Consider the following 17,316-nt stretch of genomic DNA (forward strand, 5'->3'; position numbering starts at 1 on the left):
CGCCCTCTTCGTGCCCCGGCACCTCGGGCGTGGGGCAGGCGGGGCGGGGTCGGCGGACGATGCCGGTCATTCCTGGTCGGCGCAGGCCTCCGCCTCCGCCAGGTACCGCGCCACCGGTCCCAGCGTCAGCATCCCGCTCGCCCCGCCCGCGACTTCGCGGCGGGCGGGGCGCAGGACCGTTGCCGCACGGGCGGCCACCGGGCGCTCGCCGAGGCGGGCGGCGGCGTGGGCGGTCAGGCACCAGAGCGCCTCCTGCAGGTGATCGGGGGGTGGTTCGGGCGCCGTGGTCAGGGCGGCACGGGCCTCCTCGTCACGGCCGAGGGCGAGCAGCACCAAGGGGCGCGCCCAGGGCAGGTACGGGCCCCAGTCGAGAGCCGGATCGGTGGGCGCCGGACGGCCGTGCAGGAGGCGCAGGCCCAGGAGGGCGAGGGCGAACAGGCCGCGGTGCAGCCCGGGCATGCCCGCGGTCCCGGCGAGGCTCTCTTCGGCGGCGCGGTAGTGCGCCGCGGCCGTGGCGGCGGTCGGCCCGCCCGGTCCGGTGCTGCGTGCGGCCGTGACCCGGGCCCGGAACCAGCCGGTGAGCACGGGGACGAGCGAGGCCTCGGTGCGCACGGCGAGCTGCTCGGCGGCCTCGGCGTGCGCGGCCGCGGCGTCGAGGTCGCCCAGGGCCGAGGCGGACTGCAGGCGGATGAGCCGGCCGAGCACGGCGAAGTCCGGCAGCTCGTGCCGGGCGGCCACGTCGAGGATCTCGGTGCCGATCACGTCCCGTGCCGCCGCGAGACCGGGCCGGGTGAAGGACTGGAGGAACACGCCGTTGAGGGCGAACACCAGCAGGGCGGGATCGCCCAGCTCCCGGGCGAGCGCCTCGGCCTCGCGCGCCGCCTGCCCGGCGCGCCGGTGTTCGCTCGCGGACAGATCGGCGCTGCGGCTCTCGACCGCGACGGTGGCCAGCAGGCGGGCGCGCAGTCCGGCGGGGCCGTCGGTGCCGAGCGCGGTGAGCGTGCGCTCGGCCGCCGCGACGACCGCGCGGGACTGCCCGGGGTCGTCGGCCCGGCTCCAGAGGGCGGGCACGTCGTAGGCGCCGATGACACGGGCGGTCAGGAGGGTGTCCCCGGTGCGCTCCGCCGCCCGGACGGCGGCGAGGCGGTCGCGCCGCGAGTGGAGGAGGGCGTCACCACCCGCCAGGGCCAGGGTGCGGGCCAGCTCCACGGTGGTGCGCGGGCCGAGGCTTACACCGGCGGCCCACCCGGTGCGCGGGGGCTGGAGGGTCGCGGCTCCGCGGAGAATGTCGGTCTCCAGGCGCTGGAGATCGGCACCGGGGTCGAGCCCGAGCTGGTCCACGAGCATCGTGCGGGCACGGCGGAGGGTGGCAAGGGCGTCCGCCTGACGGCCCGCCCGGTGCAGTGCGCGGGCCAGCAGCCCCCAGGCCGGCTCGCGCCAGGGATGCTCGGCGACGTGCGCGCCCAGTTCGGCGACCAGCTCGGCTCCCGAACCGGAGTCGAGGAGGAGGCGGGCGCGCAGTTCCACCCCCTCCAGCCTCAGCTCCTCCAGCCGGGTCCGTTCACGCTCGGCCCACGGGGAGCCGGTCACGTCGGCGTAGGCGGGGCCGCGCCAGGACGCCAGGGCCGCGTCGAGGTCGGCCGGCGCACCGGGGGTGCGCCGGGCGCGGTCCAGGGCGTCCTCGAACCGGTGGACGTCGACGGTGTCGCGCGGCACGCGCAGTGCGTAGCCGGGTCCTTCCGTGACGAGGACGCGCGGCGGGGTGCGGGGCGGCCGGCCGGGTTCGACGGCGCGGCGCAGCGCGGCGACGAACGTGCGCAACGCACCCACGGCACGCACCGGCGGATCGGCCCACAGGTCGTCCACGAGGGTGTCGGTGGGGACCATCCGCCCCCCGGCGGCGACGAGCCGGGCGAGCACCTCGCGGTGGCGGGGTCCGCCCAGGTCGAGCGGGGTGCCGTCGTCGTGGAGGGCCCGCACGGCACCGAGTACGTCGATTCGCATGCCCTCCATCTTCGGTGCCGCGGGTCCGCGCCGCCGCGGCGTGCTGATCGGTTGCTGATCGCCGTCGCCGACGCTGATGCGGTCAGTCCCCGGACCACGGCTCCCGCCGGTCCCCCGACCCCAGGAACGGTTCTTCCATGACTCCCACCATCCCCGGTTTCGATTACGTCCGCCTGCCCGGCGCCGACGGAGTGGAGCTGGCCGCCGCCGTCGGCGGCCGGGGCAGCCCGGTCGTGCTGCTGCACGGCTTCCCCCAGACCCACCTGATGTGGCGGCACGTCGCCGAGCGGCTCGCCGGCGAGCACACGGTGATCTGCCCCGACCTGCGCGGCTACGGCGCCAGTGACAAGCCGGCGGCCACCGGCCCCGAGGTGTACTCCAAGCGCACCATGGCCGCCGATGTCGTCGCCCTGGCGGCGGCGCTCGGCCATGAGCGCTTCGCCCTGGTCGGCCACGACCGGGGCGCCCTGGTCGCCTTCCGGGCGGGACTGGACCATCCCGAGACCCTCACCCACCTGGGCATCCTCGACGTCGTACCGACCCTGGACATGTGGGACGTCCTGCACGGTGTGCCGGCGGCGGTCGGCTACCACCTGTTCCTCATGGCGCAGCCGCCGGGCCTGCCGGAGACGATGATCGCCAACAGCGCCGAGGCCTTCTTCGGCTCCTTCCTCGACGCCTGGGCCGGTGACCCGGCCGCCATGCCGGAGGCGGTCCGCTCCGCGTACCTGCGGGCCTGCGCCGCGGCCGTGCCGTCGATCGTCGCGGACTACCGGGCCTCGGCGGGCATCGACGTCACCCACGACCAGGCGGACCGGGACGCCGGTTCCCAGCTGGCCATGCCCGTGACGGTCGTCCAGCAGGACTGGGGCGCGCAACTGGGCTACGACGCCGCCGCGGTCTGGCACCCGTGGGCACCGGACCTGGACCACCGGCTGACCGGCGCGGGGCACTTCATGGCCGAGGAGGCGCCGGACGAGATCACCGGGGCGATCCGCGACCTGCTGCTCCGCTGAGCCCTCCGCCCGGCCACGTGAGGCGGCGGGCAGGCCCTGCGTTCCGGTGGCTGGTGAACCGCCCGCCTGCTCGCGGCCGGGGGCGCTGCCCGCGAGGATCCGGCGCCGCTCGCCGGGGGCGTGGGCGGCGCTCCACGGGCCTGCGGCCGTACCCCTCCCACGGGCAGACCGGGCCGCCGCACCGGGCACCGGGCCGGTGTGGCGGCCCGCTGCTCCGGACCGCCCGGATCAGTCCTGGAGGGTGGCGAGCCAGTCGGTCAGCAGGCGGTTGACCTCGTCGGGGCGTTCCTGCTGGATCCAGTGGCCGCAGCCGTCCAGGAGGTGGGAGGCCGACAGGCCCGGGAGGGTGGTGGGGTGGGCGTCGATGGCGTCGGACATCCAGGTGGTGGAGGCGTCCAGGGCGCCGCCGATGAACAGGGCCGGCTGCTCGATCGGGGCTCCGCGGTGCGGAGCGAGGTCCTCCCAGTCGCGGTCCATGGTGCGGTAGCGGTTGAGTGCTCCGGTGATCCCCGCGCGCTCGAACTCCCCGGCGTAGAAGTCCAGGTCGTCCTCGCTCAGCCAGGCCGGGAGGATCCCGGTGGGGAAGCGGTCACGCAGCCGGCCCCCGCCGCGGGTGACGAAGTGCGGGTCGGGCTCGCCGGGGGCGGGCATGGTGTCGGCGGACAGGGCCGCGTAGAAGCCCGCGAGCCAGCCCCGGACGTCAGGCTCGATCTCCGCCTCGGCGCGGCCGGGCTCCTGGAAGTAGGACACGTAGAACTCCTCCTCGGGGCCTCCGATCCGGCCGAAGACGTCGGTGGGGCGCGGGCCGCCGGGCGGCGCGTAGGGGACGCTCAGCAGGCCGACGGCGCGGAAGACCTCCGGGTGGAGCAGGGCGGAGGTGGCGGCGATGTTGGAGCCCCAGTCGTGGCCGACGACCACCGCGCTCTCCTCGCCGAGGGCGCGCACGACGGCGACGTTGTCCGCCACCAGGTCGAGCATCCGGTAGGCCCCGGTCGCCTCCGGCCTGGAGGAGCGGCCGTACCCACGCACGTCGATCGCCACCGCCCGGTGGCCGGCCGCGGCGAGGGCCGGGAGCTGGCGGCGCCAGGAGTACCAGGACTCGGGGAAGCCGTGCACGAGCAGGACCATCGGGCCGGTGCCCTGCTCGACCAGGTGGAGGCGTCCGGCCGGGGCCTCGACGGTGCGATGGCGGAGTTCGGCGGTCGGCTCGGGCTGCATGGGCTTCTCCTCGGTTCGCGTCGGCGCGGCTGCCCGTCGATCATGCGGCGCGGCACCCGTCCGGCGCGATCGGCTTTGCCATCCTGGCAACCTTGCAGGACGGAGCGGTGGAGCGGCACGGCAGGGAGGAGCGCGAGGTGGCGGTCGACGACGTGGACGGCACGCTGGCCGCGATGGGGCCCCGGTTGCGAGCCGCGCGCGAGCGCCACGGCGCGACCCTCGCCGGTGTCAGCGGCGCGACCGGTATCTCGGCCAGCGTGCTGTCCCGGATCGAGACCGGCCGGCGCACGCCCACCCTGCGGGTGCTGCTGCAGCTGTCGAAGGAGTACGGCGTCTCCCTGGACGAGCTGGCCGGCACGGCACCCGCCCCCGCGGCCAGGCCGCGCGCCACGCCGGTGAGCTTCGGCGACGACAAGGCGGTGCTGCCGCTGACCCGGTACGTCGGCGGCCTGCACGTCCACAAGCACGTCCTGCCCGCCCTCAAGGATCCGCCCGTGCGGCCCCGTCAGGTCTCCCACGACGGCTACGAGTGGCTGTGCGTCCTGTACGGACGACTGTGGCTCGCGCTCGGCGACCAGGACCTCCTCCTGACCCCCGGGGACGTCGCCGAGTTCGACACCCGCACCCCGCACGGGGTGGCGAACTCCAGCCCCACCGGTCCGGTCGAGTACCTGGTCATGTTCGGACCGCAGGGCGAGCGTCCGCGGCCGCGCACCCCCGGTCCCGCCGCTCGCGGGACCGGTGACGGGAAAGCTGCCGGGTGAGCGGCCCCGCGCCTCGGCGCCACCGACCACGTGCAGCGGAGCCCGCGTTGCACCTCTGACCCGCGGCAACCCCCGTCGTACCACCCGCCGGCCGGCGGTGCGGAGGAGCTACGCCGGGCCGTCGGCGAAGTGGGGCAGGACCATCTCGACCAGCGCGGTGACATCGGCGGCGGCCATCGGCTCGCCGGTCATGCCCATCCGGTGGAGCAGCGTCCCGGTCACCACGTCGATGAAGAACAGGACCCGGTGCTCCGGCTCGCCGAGCGCCTCCTGGAGCGCGATCCGGTAGGGGTCCTGCAGCCGCGAGGAGAGGATCTCGCGCAGCGCCGGGTCGCTGACGGCGTCGCTGAACACACCGGCGAACGCGTCCCCCACCCCCGGTTCGGCGATCTTCGCCGCGGCCCAGTGGATGGTCGAGGACAGCACCTCCGCCCGGTCCGCGCCCCCCAGCGGCGGCGGACCGAAGGCGTCCAGCAGGCAGTCGACGATCAGCGCGCCCTTCGACGGCCAGCGCCGGTAGACCGTGGACTTCGCGACGCCGGCCGCCGCGGCGATGCGCTCGACGGTGGCGCGCGCGTAGCCGAGTTCCTGGACGGTGCTCAGCGTCGCGGCGAAGACCGCGGCGTTGACGCCGCTGCGCGGACGGCCGGGCGGGCGGGGGGATGTGGCCGAAGTCATACCCCCAGCATACCCGTTTTCGATACCTGAAGTAGCGATACTCTAGGTATCGATACCTCGGGTAGCGAAAACCCGGGGGATGAGGAGGAGCCATGAGTGGGACCACTGACGTCCAGCGGCCGGCGGAGCCGGACTGGTCGGCGATCACGACCGATGAGCTGATCGCCTACCGCGAGGCGGAGAACCGTTTCCGGGCGTCCGCCGCGGCGCGCGCGGTCACCGGGGAGCCGGACCCCGGTGCCGGGATCCGGTGGCAGGAGGTGGTCCTGCCCGGCCGGGTGCTGCCGGTCCGGGTGTACCGGCCGGCCGGGCAGGGCGGTGAAGACGCCGGCCGGGCCGGGCTGCCGCTCGTCCTCCATGTGCACGGAGGCGGCTTCGTGGGCACGGCGGCGCAGAGCGACTGGATCAACAGTCACCTCGCCGCCCGGCTGCCCGCGGTCGTGGTCTCGGTCGAACACCGCCTCGTCGACCCGGTGACCCCGCTGCCGGCGGCCGCCGACGACGGCTGGGACGTCCTGCGGCACGTGCTGGAGCACGCCGCGCGCTGGGGCGTCGATCCGGAGCGGGCGGCCGTCTTCGGCGAGAGCTGCGGCGGCCTGATCGTCGCCCTGGCGGCGCTCCGGGCCCGCGCGTCCGGCCTGCGCCTGCGGGCCCAGGTGCTGGTCAACCCGGCCGTCGAGGTGACCGGGACGATGCTCGACTCGCCCTCGATGACCCGGTACGCCCACACCCCGACGCTCAGCAGGCCGCACCTGGAGCTGTTCCGGCGGCTCGCCGTCCCGCAGGGGACCGACGCCCGCGCGCTCTCGCCGCTGTACGCCGACGACCTCGGCGGTCTGGCCCCGGCGCTCGTGGTGGTGCCGACCGACGACCCGCTGGCCGACCACGGCCGCCGCTACGCCGAGCGGCTGCGGGACGCCGGGACCCCCGTCCGGCTGACCGAACACCAGGGCGCGGGGCACGCGTTCCTCAGCATGCCCGGCGTGGTCCCGCAGGCACAGGCCGCGCGGGCGGAGATCGACGACTTCCTCGGGGCCTCCCTGGCCGTCCGACCGCCTGGCCGTCCGACCGGCTGACCGCCTGGCCGTCCGACCGTCGGTCGCGGCGGTGTCCGTCCCCGGTGGTGACGACCCGTCGGGCGGCGACCGGTGTCCCACGGTGGCGCGTCCGCCGCGGTGGTGGCAGGACGGGCGGGTGGTGGCAGGACGGGCGGGCGACAGTCGGGATGCGCGCCGGAGGGTTCGGGGGCGCCCGGGGCGCCGGCGCAGGGCGTGCCTGCCTCCGGGGCGGAGCCGGGCCTGCGGCCCCGCCCGAGGGCCCGGGCCGGTCACCGGACCGGACCGGGCCGCGGGTTCCCCGGGCCGGACGCGGTGGGAACCGGCCCGGCCCGGCCGTCGCGGCGTGAGCTCCGCGGCTCCCGGACCGAGGTGCGTCCGGCCCCGGGGCGGCCGCGGCCGCCCCGGGGCCGACCCGGTCACCGGCGGGTGGGCCGGCGCCGACCCGGTCACCGGCAGGTGGGCCGGGGCCGGTCGGTGGCCGGAGGTACCTGCGCCGTCCGGCGGACGGAGGTGGCGCACGACCGTCCGGCCCACGCCCGTCCCGCCCACGACGATCCCTCCCGTGACCGTCCGACAGGCGGGCGAGCACGGGAGGGAGAGGCGCCGACCGGACACCGCCGACCGCCCCCCCGGCCGGGGCCGGCGCGCGGACGGTGGGGCCCCGCCGGGTCGGGGCGTGCGGCCCGCGCGCGGCAGGCCACCCTCGGCACGGCGGCACGCCCCGCCGCGCCGATGTTCAGGGCCGCCCGTCCGTCGCGGCCCGGTCGCGCGGGCCCGCCGCGGCCGGCCGGCCGGTGCGGCGGGAGCGCGCCGCCGCCATGCCCCCCAGGACCATGGCCGCCACCCCCACCAGCATGGCCACCCAGGCCCCGCCGAGCCCGTTGCCGCTGCCCAGGCCGCCGTCGGCGGTGGCCGCGACCACCCCGCCGAGGACCGTTCCGGCCAGGCCCGCGACCACCGCCACCACGGCCCGCAGCGGTCCGCCGGCCGTGCCCCGGCGGCCGGCGGGGCGGGCCAGCGCCAGCCCGGCCACCACCACACCGGCCAGCGCCAGCAGTGCGCCGGTGGACGCCCCGAGCCGTCCGGGGCCGAACGAGCCGACGCCGGCGGCGGCATGCCGCCCGGAGGTCGCCGCGGCCGCCGGTGCGGTGAGCGCGAGGACCGCGAGCGCGGTGGCCGCGGCGGCGGTGGACAGGCGGCGAAGGGACATGACGGAACTCCTCGTGCTCGTACGGCAGGTCGGTCCCGATCCTGGCCGCGCAGCCCGCCGCCGGTCGTCCCCCGGACGCGGACACCTCGCCCTGCCGCACGCGCACGCGGCCGGCTGCCGCGGACGCGGTGGGGACCGCGGATCTACCGCGGACGCGGTAGTCCGCCGCTCCGCCGTCCGGGGGACCCGCCCGGGGGCGGCACCCGGCTAGGGTGCGCGCATGAGCGAAGGACGGTTCCGGGTTCCCGCCGCGGTCAGGGACTGGGCGATCGCCGTCGGCCTGGCCGTGACGCTGCTGGTCACCGGCGCCGGCGGGCGGCACTCGGGCACCGGCCCGGAGCTGCCGGGCCACCTGCTGCTGGCGGCGAGCGGCCTGGCGCTGGCGGCCGGCCGCCGGGCCCCGGTCGCCGTCCTGGCCGTCACCGGGCTGTGCGCGGTGGGGTACCAGGCGGCCGGCTTCGACGTGCCCGCCGTCGCCTACCTGTTCGCGGTGTACGCGGCGGTGCGCGCCGGACACCGCGGCGTCGCGGTGGCGGCGAGCGTGGCGATGCTCGCCACCCTCCCGCTCGCCGCCCTGGTCTCCGGCACGCACGACGCCGGGGAGGCGTTCGCGCGGGCCCGGGGCGCCCTGGAACTGGCCTGGCTGATCGCCGCCGGAGCCGCGGGCGAGGCGCTGCGCCAGGCCGAACGGCGGGCGGACGAGGCCGAGCGCACCCGGGAGGAGACCGCGCGGCGCCGCGCCGACGAGGAGCGGCTGCACATCGCCCGGGAACTGCACGACGCGCTGACCCATCAGATCTCCGTGATCAAGGTGCAGTCCGAAGCCGCCGTCCACGTGGCCCGGAAGCGTGGCGAACCGGTGCCCGACGCGCTGCTGGCGATCCGGGAGGCCGGCCGGGAGGCGGCCCGGGAGCTGCGGGCGACGCTGGAGGCGCTGCGTGACGACGACACCGCGCCGCCGCGCGGACTGGACCACATCGCCGAACTGGTGGAGCGGGCCGGCCGGACCGGTCTGCGGACGACGCTGACCGTCGCGGGGGAGCGGCGCGACGTGCCGGCCGCGGTGGGCCGGACCGCCTACCGGATCGTCCAGGAGTCGCTGACCAACGTCGCCCGGCACGCCGCCGCCCGCACCGCGTCGGTCCGCATCGACCACCGGCCCGACGCCCTGGTCCTCCGGGTGGACGACGACGGCCGGGCCACGCCGGACCGCGCCCCGGAGCCGGGCATCGGACTCCTCGGGATGGGCGAACGCGTGACCGCCCTCGGCGGGCGGCTGCACGCCGCACCCCGCGGTGAGGGCGGCTTCACCGTCCGCGCCGAACTCCCCGTGGAGCCGGCGTCGTGATCCGGGTCCTGCTCGTGGACGACCAGCCGCTGATCCGCAGCGGATTCCGCGCCCTGCTGGACATCGAGGACGACATCGAGGTGGTGGCCGAGGCCGCCGACGGGCAGCAGGCGCTGGAGCGGGCCCGGGAACACCTGCCGGACATCGCCCTCGTCGACATCCGGATGCCGGTGCTGGACGGCATCGAGACCACCCGGCGCATCGCCGCGGACCCGGCCCTGGCCGGGGTGCACGTCGTCATCCTGACCAACTACGGCCTGGACGAGTACGTCTTCGACGCGCTGCGCGCGGGCGCCGCCGGATTCCTGGTCAAGGACGTCATGCCGGAGGACTTCCTGCACGCGGTCCGGGTCGCGGCGCGCGGGGACGCCCTGCTCGCCCCCTCGATCACCCGCAAACTGATCGACCGGTACGTCACCCAGCCGCTCGCACCCGGCACCGTCCGGGTCCTGGAGGAGCTGACCAACCGCGAACGGGAGGCCGTCACCCTGGTCGCCAGGGGGCTGTCCAACGACGAGATAGCGGGCCTGATGGTGATCAGCCCGCTCACCGCGAAGACCCACATCAACCGGGCCATGACCAAGCTCCGCGCCCGCGACCGGGCCCAACTCGTGGTCCTCGCCTACGAGTCCGGCCTGGTGACGCCGGGCGGCCCCTGACCCCCGGCCCGGTACCGGGCCGGGGCGGGCCCCGGGCCGGAAGGCCCGGCCGGCCGGCGGGCGGGCGCCGGCGACCGGCCACGCCACGCCCCGGCCGGGCCGGTACGCCCCGCGCCCCGGCCCGGAGCGCCCGGGCGGGGTGCCGTGCGGCCGTGACCGGTCGCGCGCCGGCCGCCCGGCCGGTCAGCGCCGGGGCTCCGCCTGGCCCTCGCCGAGGACCCGCGCCGTGGCGCGGTGCGTCGAGGCGTCCTCCACACACCCGTGCAGGCGCATCAGGTCGTGCGAGGTCAGGGCGGGCCGGATCACCCCGGCGTACACGTCGTCCTCCAGGCGCCGGACGAAGGCCTGTTCGTTGCGGGCGGCGGTGGAGCGGCGACAGGTCTGCCACAGGTCCTCCGCGGCGAGCTCCAGGGCCTGCGGGGGCTCCTCGCCGCGCATCTCGACCCGGAACACCACGGTGGTGGCCGCCGAGTCCGGCAGCGCCTCCGGGCGGGTCTGGGTGGCGTCGGCCAGACTCTCCCGCAGCAGCACCAGCGCCACCACCCCGGCGACCGTCGCGACCAGCATCGTCAGCTTCCGCCCGGCCCGGGACGGCGGTACCGCCGGCCGGTCCTCCAGCCGGGCCGCGCCCCGCCCGGCACCCGGCGCCGGGTCGGGCGGCGCGGTGAGGGCCGCCAGCTGACCGGCCAGCCGGCGTTCCGCGCCCGGGCGGACGGTGGCCGCGGCGATCTTCTGCACCACGAACGCCACCCCGGACAGCGCGGCCCCGGCCACCATCAGAACGGGGATGAAGACGAAGGTCCGCCCGGTGCCGTCGCGGTCCCGCGCGGCCAGCCAGCGGAAGCGTTCCGGGGCCGCCTGCCGCGACTGCTCCAGCCGCCGCCGGACCTCCTCGACCCGCGCGTCGTGCTCCGCCAGCCGGTTCTCCAGCCGGGACATCCGGGCCAGCAGCAGCACACAGACCAGGAAGCCCTCGATCACCAGCAGCAGCACCCCGGAGATCAGCGCCCGCTGCCACTCCCAGCGGTACAGGTAGAGCACCAGGTAGTACCCGGCGTAGGCGGCCGACAGCCCGCCGAACAGATAGCTCAGATACTTCACGCCGCCGCTCCGTTCTTCCCCGCGGACGACCTCGGCGGTGGTGCCGGCCGGTCCGTCCGCTCCACCGCTCCGGTGCCGCCGTCCACCGACAGCTCGCTGCCGGGCGGGAACCGGTCCACCGCCCCGGGCACGCCCACGGCGGTGGGAACCCCGTACTCCCGTGCCAGCACGGCGAGATGGGACAGTACGCTGCCGGTCTCCGCCACCAGCCCGGCGAGCCCGGGCAGCAGGGGGGCCAGCGCCGGGTCCAGCGCCGGCACCACGAGCACCGGCCGCCGCGGCCGGTCGCCCCGGCCGTCCCAGACGGTACCGGCGCCGAAACCGCCCCCGGCCCCCTGACCCTCGCCGGCCCTGCCGGCCGCCTTCCGGCTGGCCGACGGGCGTCCGACCGCGGGAGGCGTTCGGCGAAGTCGGGCGGGAACCCGCCGCCGTCGGCCACCCGGTTCAGCTCGTCCCAGCGCAGCAGGGCCAGGCGGGACACCCCCAGCGCCCCGCCGTCCACCCGCAGCCGGGCGCCCAGTTCGCGGACCATCTCCGCCTGCATCTCCTGCACCCAGCGGATGCGCAGCCGCAGGCCCTCACGGACCGGCAGCGCCGCCACACCGCGCGGCACGCCGGTCACGCCGCCGGCCCCCGGCAGCTCCGCCCGGGGGCCGAGGGTGGGCGGCAGCAGGGCGAGCACCACCGGGTGACGGGACAGCAGTTCGTCCTCGGCGAGCCCCTGGGCCCGCCCCTCGGCCAGCGCGGCCAGCGCCTCACCGGCGGCCGTGGTTCCCGCCCCGGCCCCGAGCAGCGCGCCGGCCAGCGACTCCTGGGCGTGCAGGGGGGACAGTACGGCGCGGCCCCAGGTGACGGCGTCCAGCAGCCGCCCGGTGGGCATGTCCCCGGCGGCGGGGAAGCCGGCGAGCCGGCGATCGACGTCGGCCATGAGGTCCAGCGCGAGGAGCGGCAGCACCGAACGCAGCCGCCCCACCCGCCAGGCGGCCCGGGCCCGGCGGACCCCGACGGCCGGGTTGAGCGACTCCAGCCAGGGGCGGGCGGAACCGGCCACGCCCAGCAGACGCAGGTCGGCGGCGGCCCGCCCGCCGACGGTGGTCACCACCGGCACGGTACGCAGCCGCCGCCGGGGAGCCGCGCCCGCCAGGTCGAGGGCGAGCGTCAGCCCGTGCGACATCGGCGCCACCCACAGGTCCTCCTCCAGCGGCTGGAGCACCCCGGGCAGCGTCTCGACGACCGGCCCCGGGCCCAGCAGCCGCGCGGCCCGCGGCGGGCGCGGGGCCATCGCGGTGATCGGGCGGGACTGGAACAGCCACAGGCGGCCGTCCGCGTCGAAGCCGAACTCCATGTCCTGGGGGCCGCCGAACACCCGCCGGGTCCGGTCGGCCAGCCGGGCCAGCCGCACCGCCCGGCGCCGGCCGAGCAACCGGGCGGAACGGGGTTCGGGCGGCTCGGTCCGCACCCGTCTGCCGCGCCGGGTCAGCTGGTAGCGCACCCCCTGGGTGCTGCCGTCCACCAGCAGGTCCGGGCCGCCGGTGACCGCGCTGACCAGGATCCGGTCCTCGCGGCCCTCCACCGGGTCGGCGCCGAACACCACGCCGCCGGTGACCGACCGCAGCATCGGCTGCACCAGCACCGCCATGCCGTCCAGCGGGTCCGCGTCCCGCCCCTCGGGCGGGTGCAGCACCTGCACCCGCCGGGCGGAGTCCAGCACCGTCCGCACCGCGGTGGTGAACTCCTCCCAGCCGCGTACGTCGAGCACCGAGGTGAAGCGGCCCGCCATCGAGGACCCCTCGGTGTCCTCGTGCGCCGAGGAGGACCGCACCACCAGCGGCCGCTCCTCCTCACCGGCCAGCAGGCGCCAGGCCCGGCGCAGCGCGTCCTCCCCGGTGGGCGCGCCCGGCACCCGGCCCGCGGCCACGAGGACGAAGCCGGGGAGCACCGGCAGCCCGGCCACCGCGGCACGGGCCAGGTTGGCCGCCTTGCTCCCCGTGACGGCGGCGTCCTCCGCGTCCTCGACATCCAGCGGTACGACCGCCAGCAGATCCGCGTCCAGCCCCACGTCCCGCTCCTCCCCCCTGTGCGGGTGCCGGCCCGCCGGCACCCGCGCTCAATGTCCCGTACCTCCTGTAGACGCCGGACAGTGGCGTCGAGTTGACACGGCGTCGTCCCGGCTCCGCCGCCCGGGACGCCGTGGCCGTCGGCCGCACACCCCCCGGCCGGCGGCCCACGACGCCACGCATCGGCGGCCGGCGCCCCCGCCGGGCGGCGGGAACCGATCGCCCCGGCGCGCACGGCGGTTCACCGGGACCGGTGTCCCCGGTACGCGCCGCCGGGTCCCGGCGCGCGTGGTGCGCTCCCCGTCCTCCGTCCCGCGGGCCCGGTGCGGCCCGCCCCGGGCCGGTGCCCGGCGCCGCGCCCGCCGGGCCGAGGCCCCGCGGTCCGGCGGCGGCCGGGAGGGCCGTGTGCTCCACGGCCCGGTGCCGCCACCGCGCCGCAGGGCCATCCTCACCCCGGTGCGCGGGCGGGGCCACCGGATTTCACATGGTCTCCGTGCGTCTGCACGACCCGGGCGGGCGCGCCGGTCCGTGCCACGCGCCGCAGCCGGCCCCGCACAGGTCCGCCGGCGGTGCGCGGCCCACGCCCGGGCCCGCCGGGTCCGATGCGGTCACCCGCCCGGAACCGGGTAGCCGCACGGCATGGGCGAGATTCTGGTCGGGACGTGTTCATGGACGGACCGTGCTCTGCTGGCCGGCGACTGGTACCCGCCGGACCGGCGTGACGCGGAGGGCAGACTGCGGTACTACGCCGAGCAGTTCCCCGTGGTGGAGGTCGACGCCACCTACTATGCGCTGCCCAGCCGGCGCAACAGCACCCTCTGGGTGGAGCGCACCCCCGCCGGCTTCCGCTTCGACGTCAAGGCGTTCTCCCTGCTCACCGGCCACCCGACCCGTCCGGAGGCGTTGCCCGTGGCGTTGCGGCCGGCGCTGCGCAGGCGCTCGGCACGGGCCGCCCGGGCCGCCCGCGCGGTCACGCCGGAGCAGCCGGCGGCCGGGGCGGTGAGCCCGCCCGAGGTGGACGAGGAGCTGCTGGACGAGGTGTGGGAACGGTTCAGCGGTGCGCTCGAACCGCTGCGGGAGGCCGGGCGGTTGGGCGCCCTGCTGTTCCAGTTCCCGCCGTGGTTCGCGCCCGGGGCGCGGGCGGAGCGGGCTCTTCGCCGGTGTCTGGCCCGTACGTCCGGCTGGCCGGTCGCGGTGGAGTTCCGGCACCCCGGCTGGTGGGACGGGGAGCGGCGGGAGGCCACCGAGGCGCTGCTCGCCGGGCTGGACGCGACCGCCGTGGCGGTGGACATGATCCAGACGCTGCCGGCCTCGGTGCCGCCGGTCACCCCCGTCACCACCGGGCGGCTGGCGGTGGTGCGCTTCCACGGCCGCAACGCCGCCTGGGGCACCGGCAGCAAGGAGGAACGGTTCCGCCACACCTACACGGAGGAGGAGCTGACGGAGTGGGCGCCGCGCGTCCGGCACCTGGCGGAGCGCGCCGACGAGGTGCACGTGCTGTTCAACAACTGCTGTGCCGACGCCGCGGTGCGCGCCGCGGAGGCGATGCGGGAGGTGCTGGCGCGGACCCCCTCGGGGGCCTGAAGGGGCCCGTGACCGGGGCGTGAGAGGGCCGTGACCGCGACCCGAGGGGATCCGTGACCGGGACGCGACGGGGACGGGGCCACCGCGCCGCGCGGTGCCGCCCGGCGCACTCGCGGGCCGGGCGGCAGGGCGGCGGGCCGGACGGCCGTGCCGGGTCAGCTCCGCCAGGTGTCGTTCAGCACCAGGCGGTCGCCGCCCACCGTCGCGGTGCGGTTGGCACCGCTCTCCCAGGTGACGTTGCCGCCCCCGTCCTTGCGCAGGTACTTGTACGCGAACGTGGTGCCCTCCGGCATGTCGATGTCGAGCTTCCACACGGGGTAGGTGGCGGGGTCGAGCTTCTTGGCGGCGGCCGGGTTCCAGTTGCCCAACTCGGGGCGGTCGCCGGTGACGTAGATGTTCTGGCCCCACTGGGTGGTGGCGTTGACGCCGAACGAGACGCCGGGGTCGCCGGGCTGCTGCTGGCCGCCGTCGTCCGTGCACTCGCGCGCGCCGACGTGCAGGGCGACGGCGGTGCCGGGGCCGAGGTTCGCGGTGAACTGCCCGGAGCCGTTGACGGTGACGGTCCTGCCGCTCTGCACGTCACAGTAGCTGCCCGCGGGCAGTGAGGTCTGGAAGGTGCGGTGCAGGGCGGTGCCTTCGTGGTTGATGGCCACGAAGGCCTTGTCACCGCGGCCGAAGGCGATGGCGTTGTTGCCGTTGTCCCACCAGTGGGTGACGCCGGTGCCCGAAGCGGTGTTGCGGAACTTCACCATGGAGGAGATCTCGCGCCAGGCGTGCTGGCACGTCCAGCCGTCGGAGAAGCAGGCGGTGACCTTGCCGCCGTTGGGGGAGCCGGCGTTCTGGTCGGAGAACGCGTAGCCGGAGTGGACGTCCGGCGAGCCGTAGGGCCAGGCGAGCATGAAGACGTGCGCCAGCGTGTAGTCGGCGCCGTCCTTGTAGCTGAGGGTCTGGCCGTGGCGCTCGGTGTCGTGGTTGGTGACGAAGACGCTCGACCGGTCGCCGGGCATGTACCCCCAGCCCTCGCCGTAGTTCTTCAGGTGGGCGAGTTTCTCGCTGGTGAAGACCCGCTTGAGGTTCCAGGCGTAGCGGACCTCCTGGGCGTCGCCGACGGCCAGGTACTCGCCGGGGGAGACGTCCTCGCCCTCGCCGTGGAGCGTCTCCTGCTTGATGTAGGCGTTCGGGTTGCTGAGCCGGGAGCGGATGGCCTTGAGGTCGTCGACCGCCATGTGCTTGGCCGCGTCGATGCGGAAGCCGTCGACCCCGAGCGAGAGCAGGTCGTTCATGTAGCCGGCGATCCTGCCCCGGACGTACTCCTCACCGGTGTCCAGGTCGGGGAGGCCGCCGAGTTCGCAGTGCTGGCTCTCCCAGCGGTCCCGGTAGTTCGTGATCTCCCGCATGCAGTCGTCGAAGTCGTTGCCGCCGTAGAGGCCGGGATAGTCGTACTTGGTGAACCGTGAGCCCGCGGAGCCGGTGCCCTGGGCGTTGGCCATGTGGTTGACGACCGTGTCGGCGACCACCTTCACACCGGCCGCGTGGCAGGTGGCGACCATGTTCCTGAACTGCTCCCGGTTGCCGAGCCGGGAGCCGATCGTGTAGCTGACCGGCTGGTAGCCGGTCCACCACGCCTCGCCCTGGATGCGCTCCTGGGGCGGAGAGACCTGGACGTATCCGTACCCGGCCGGGCCGAGCTGGTCGGTACACGCCTTGGCCACCGAGTCGAACTGCCACTCGAACAGTACGGCGGTGACGTCCTTGCCGCCGGGAGGCGCGGCCTGGGCCTGCTGGGGCAGGGCGATCAGCGCCGACGCGGCCGCCGTCAGTGCGGCGGCGACGGCGAGGGGCCTTCTGGTCATGGTCTTCCTCCTGTGGGGGCGGGGAGTGGGGAGTGGGGATGGGTGGGGCCCCGCGGCAATGCGCCGGGCCCGTCCGGCTGTTGAAGGATCTTGCTGCAAGAAAGCAGCAGTTTTCGTGAGCGTGAACGTACGACTGCCCTTCGGTGCGGTCAACCCTTTCGACGGGATCCGTGAACGCCCAGGAAGGAGCGGAGTTCTTCCGCCTGCAAGGACGTGAAAAGGATTGCGGCAGCAGCTGTTGGGCGGTGCGGCGGCGCTCCCGTACCGGCTGCGGTCCCACGGCCCGTTCCCGGTCGGCCCCCGGTCGTTCCGCAGTCCGTTCCGCGGCCCGTTTCCGGTCCGTTCCCCGCCCGTTCCACGGCTCTTGCCGGGCCGGTCCGGCGTTCCGGTCCACGGCCTGTGCGCCGGCCGGGAGGGGGGGGTGGGGCCGCCCGCCGCACGGGGCCCGGGTGTCCGCCGGCCCCGCTCGCCGGACGGGTACGTGGGACGCCCAACGATGTCCAAGAGGGCGCCAAGAGCACCGGGATAGGCTGCGCAAGCCGGACAGGACACTCGTGTCAAATCGCTTCCTGGCCTGGGGAAACACGGACGTGTGGCCCCGGTGCGGAACGACGCCGGGTGCCTTCCTCGCGGTAGCGGTCGATTGGCAGCAAGGACCTGTTCGATGCGTACATCGGAAGGCGTGGCGGCTGAGATGAGCGAACGTGCGGGTGACGTGGTGGCGGGTGCGCGCGGCACCGGCCGGCCCCCCGCGGCGGCGGACACC

At 76.4% G+C, this 17,316-nt stretch carries 13 protein-coding genes and 1 pseudogene; 6 read left to right on the forward strand and 8 right to left on the reverse strand.

Translation table 11 applies throughout. The features are described from left to right. Window positions 1–66: 66 nt before the first annotated feature. Window positions 67–2,004: an AfsR/SARP family transcriptional regulator gene (locus IHE55_RS27460; RefSeq protein ID WP_197991493.1), complete on the reverse strand. Its 1,938-nt coding sequence runs from the start codon at window positions 2,002–2,004 to the stop codon at window positions 67–69. A 137-nt stretch (window positions 2,005–2,141) separates the two neighbouring features. On the opposite strand from IHE55_RS27460, the gene IHE55_RS27465 reads away from it, so the two are divergent. Continuing rightward, entirely contained in the window at window positions 2,142–3,020 is an 879-nt protein-coding gene (locus IHE55_RS27465) for an alpha/beta fold hydrolase (RefSeq protein WP_197991494.1), read from the forward strand. 228 nt (window positions 3,021–3,248) lie between these two features. Here IHE55_RS27465 and IHE55_RS27470 read toward each other — a convergent pair whose 3' ends face one another. Next, entirely contained in the window at window positions 3,249–4,238 is a 990-nt protein-coding gene (locus IHE55_RS27470; protein WP_197991495.1) for an alpha/beta fold hydrolase, read from the reverse strand. Between the two features lie 137 nt (window positions 4,239–4,375). On the opposite strand from IHE55_RS27470, the gene IHE55_RS27475 reads away from it, so the two are divergent. Further along, window positions 4,376–5,002: a helix-turn-helix domain-containing protein gene (locus IHE55_RS27475; RefSeq protein ID WP_197992288.1), complete on the forward strand. Its 627-nt coding sequence runs from the start codon at window positions 4,376–4,378 to the stop codon at window positions 5,000–5,002. A gap of 108 nt (window positions 5,003–5,110) precedes the next feature. Here the strand turns inward: IHE55_RS27475 and IHE55_RS27480 are convergent, their stop codons facing one another. Then, the gene (locus tag IHE55_RS27480; protein WP_197991496.1) at window positions 5,111–5,680 is read right to left on the reverse strand and encodes a TetR/AcrR family transcriptional regulator; all 570 of its coding nucleotides are present in this window, start codon (window positions 5,678–5,680) and stop codon (window positions 5,111–5,113) included. A 92-nt stretch (window positions 5,681–5,772) separates the two neighbouring features. Between IHE55_RS27480 and IHE55_RS27485 the strand changes: the two genes are divergently transcribed. Next, complete coding sequence (locus tag IHE55_RS27485) at window positions 5,773–6,756, forward strand: alpha/beta hydrolase (RefSeq protein ID WP_197991497.1); 984 nt, start codon at window positions 5,773–5,775, stop codon at window positions 6,754–6,756. 718 nt (window positions 6,757–7,474) lie between these two features. Here the strand turns inward: IHE55_RS27485 and IHE55_RS27490 are convergent. Next, window positions 7,475–7,948 (reverse strand): DUF6223 family protein, encoded by a 474-nt coding sequence (locus IHE55_RS27490; protein ID WP_197991498.1) that lies wholly within the window; start codon window positions 7,946–7,948, stop codon window positions 7,475–7,477. 220 nt (window positions 7,949–8,168) lie between these two features. Here IHE55_RS27490 and IHE55_RS27495 point away from each other — a divergent pair, with 220 nt between their 5' ends. Next, window positions 8,169–9,296, forward strand: coding sequence for a sensor histidine kinase (locus IHE55_RS27495; protein WP_197991499.1), 1,128 nt, complete (start codon window positions 8,169–8,171; stop codon window positions 9,294–9,296). After that, window positions 9,293–9,955, forward strand: coding sequence for a response regulator (locus IHE55_RS27500; RefSeq protein ID WP_197991500.1), 663 nt, complete (start codon window positions 9,293–9,295; stop codon window positions 9,953–9,955). Before IHE55_RS27495 ends, IHE55_RS27500 begins: the two co-directional genes overlap by 4 nt. Before the next feature lie 183 nt (window positions 9,956–10,138). Here the strand turns inward: IHE55_RS27500 and IHE55_RS27505 are convergent, their stop codons facing one another. From IHE55_RS27505 to IHE55_RS32825, 3 genes and pseudogenes are all read right to left on the reverse strand, one after another. Continuing rightward, the gene (locus IHE55_RS27505) at window positions 10,139–11,056 is read right to left on the reverse strand and encodes a hypothetical protein (protein ID WP_197991501.1); all 918 of its coding nucleotides are present in this window, start codon (window positions 11,054–11,056) and stop codon (window positions 10,139–10,141) included. After that, a complete protein-coding gene (locus IHE55_RS31850; RefSeq protein ID WP_307826837.1) occupies window positions 11,053–11,325 on the reverse strand; it encodes a PEP-utilizing enzyme in 273 nt (90 codons plus the stop codon). The genes IHE55_RS27505 and IHE55_RS31850 overlap by 4 nt, the downstream gene beginning before the upstream one ends. A gap of 1,067 nt (window positions 11,326–12,392) precedes the next feature. Further along, window positions 12,393–13,157, reverse strand: a pseudogene (locus tag IHE55_RS32825) (PEP/pyruvate-binding domain-containing protein); the annotation flags it as partial. Window positions 13,158–13,752: 595 nt separating this feature from the next. On the opposite strand from IHE55_RS32825, the gene IHE55_RS27515 reads away from it, so the two are divergent. Beyond that, window positions 13,753–14,697 (forward strand): DUF72 domain-containing protein, encoded by a 945-nt coding sequence (locus IHE55_RS27515; RefSeq protein WP_197991502.1) that lies wholly within the window; start codon window positions 13,753–13,755, stop codon window positions 14,695–14,697. 155 nt (window positions 14,698–14,852) lie between these two features. Here the strand turns inward: IHE55_RS27515 and IHE55_RS27520 are convergent, their stop codons facing one another. Beyond that, a complete protein-coding gene (locus tag IHE55_RS27520) occupies window positions 14,853–16,550 on the reverse strand; it encodes a carbohydrate-binding module family 20 domain-containing protein (protein WP_197991503.1) in 1,698 nt (565 codons plus the stop codon). Between the last annotated feature and the right edge of the window lie 766 nt (window positions 16,551–17,316).

Origin of the sequence: Streptomyces pactum (genome assembly GCF_016031615.1) — a bacterium.
GTDB classification, from domain to species: Bacteria; Actinomycetota; Actinomycetes; order Streptomycetales; family Streptomycetaceae; genus Streptomyces; species Streptomyces pactus.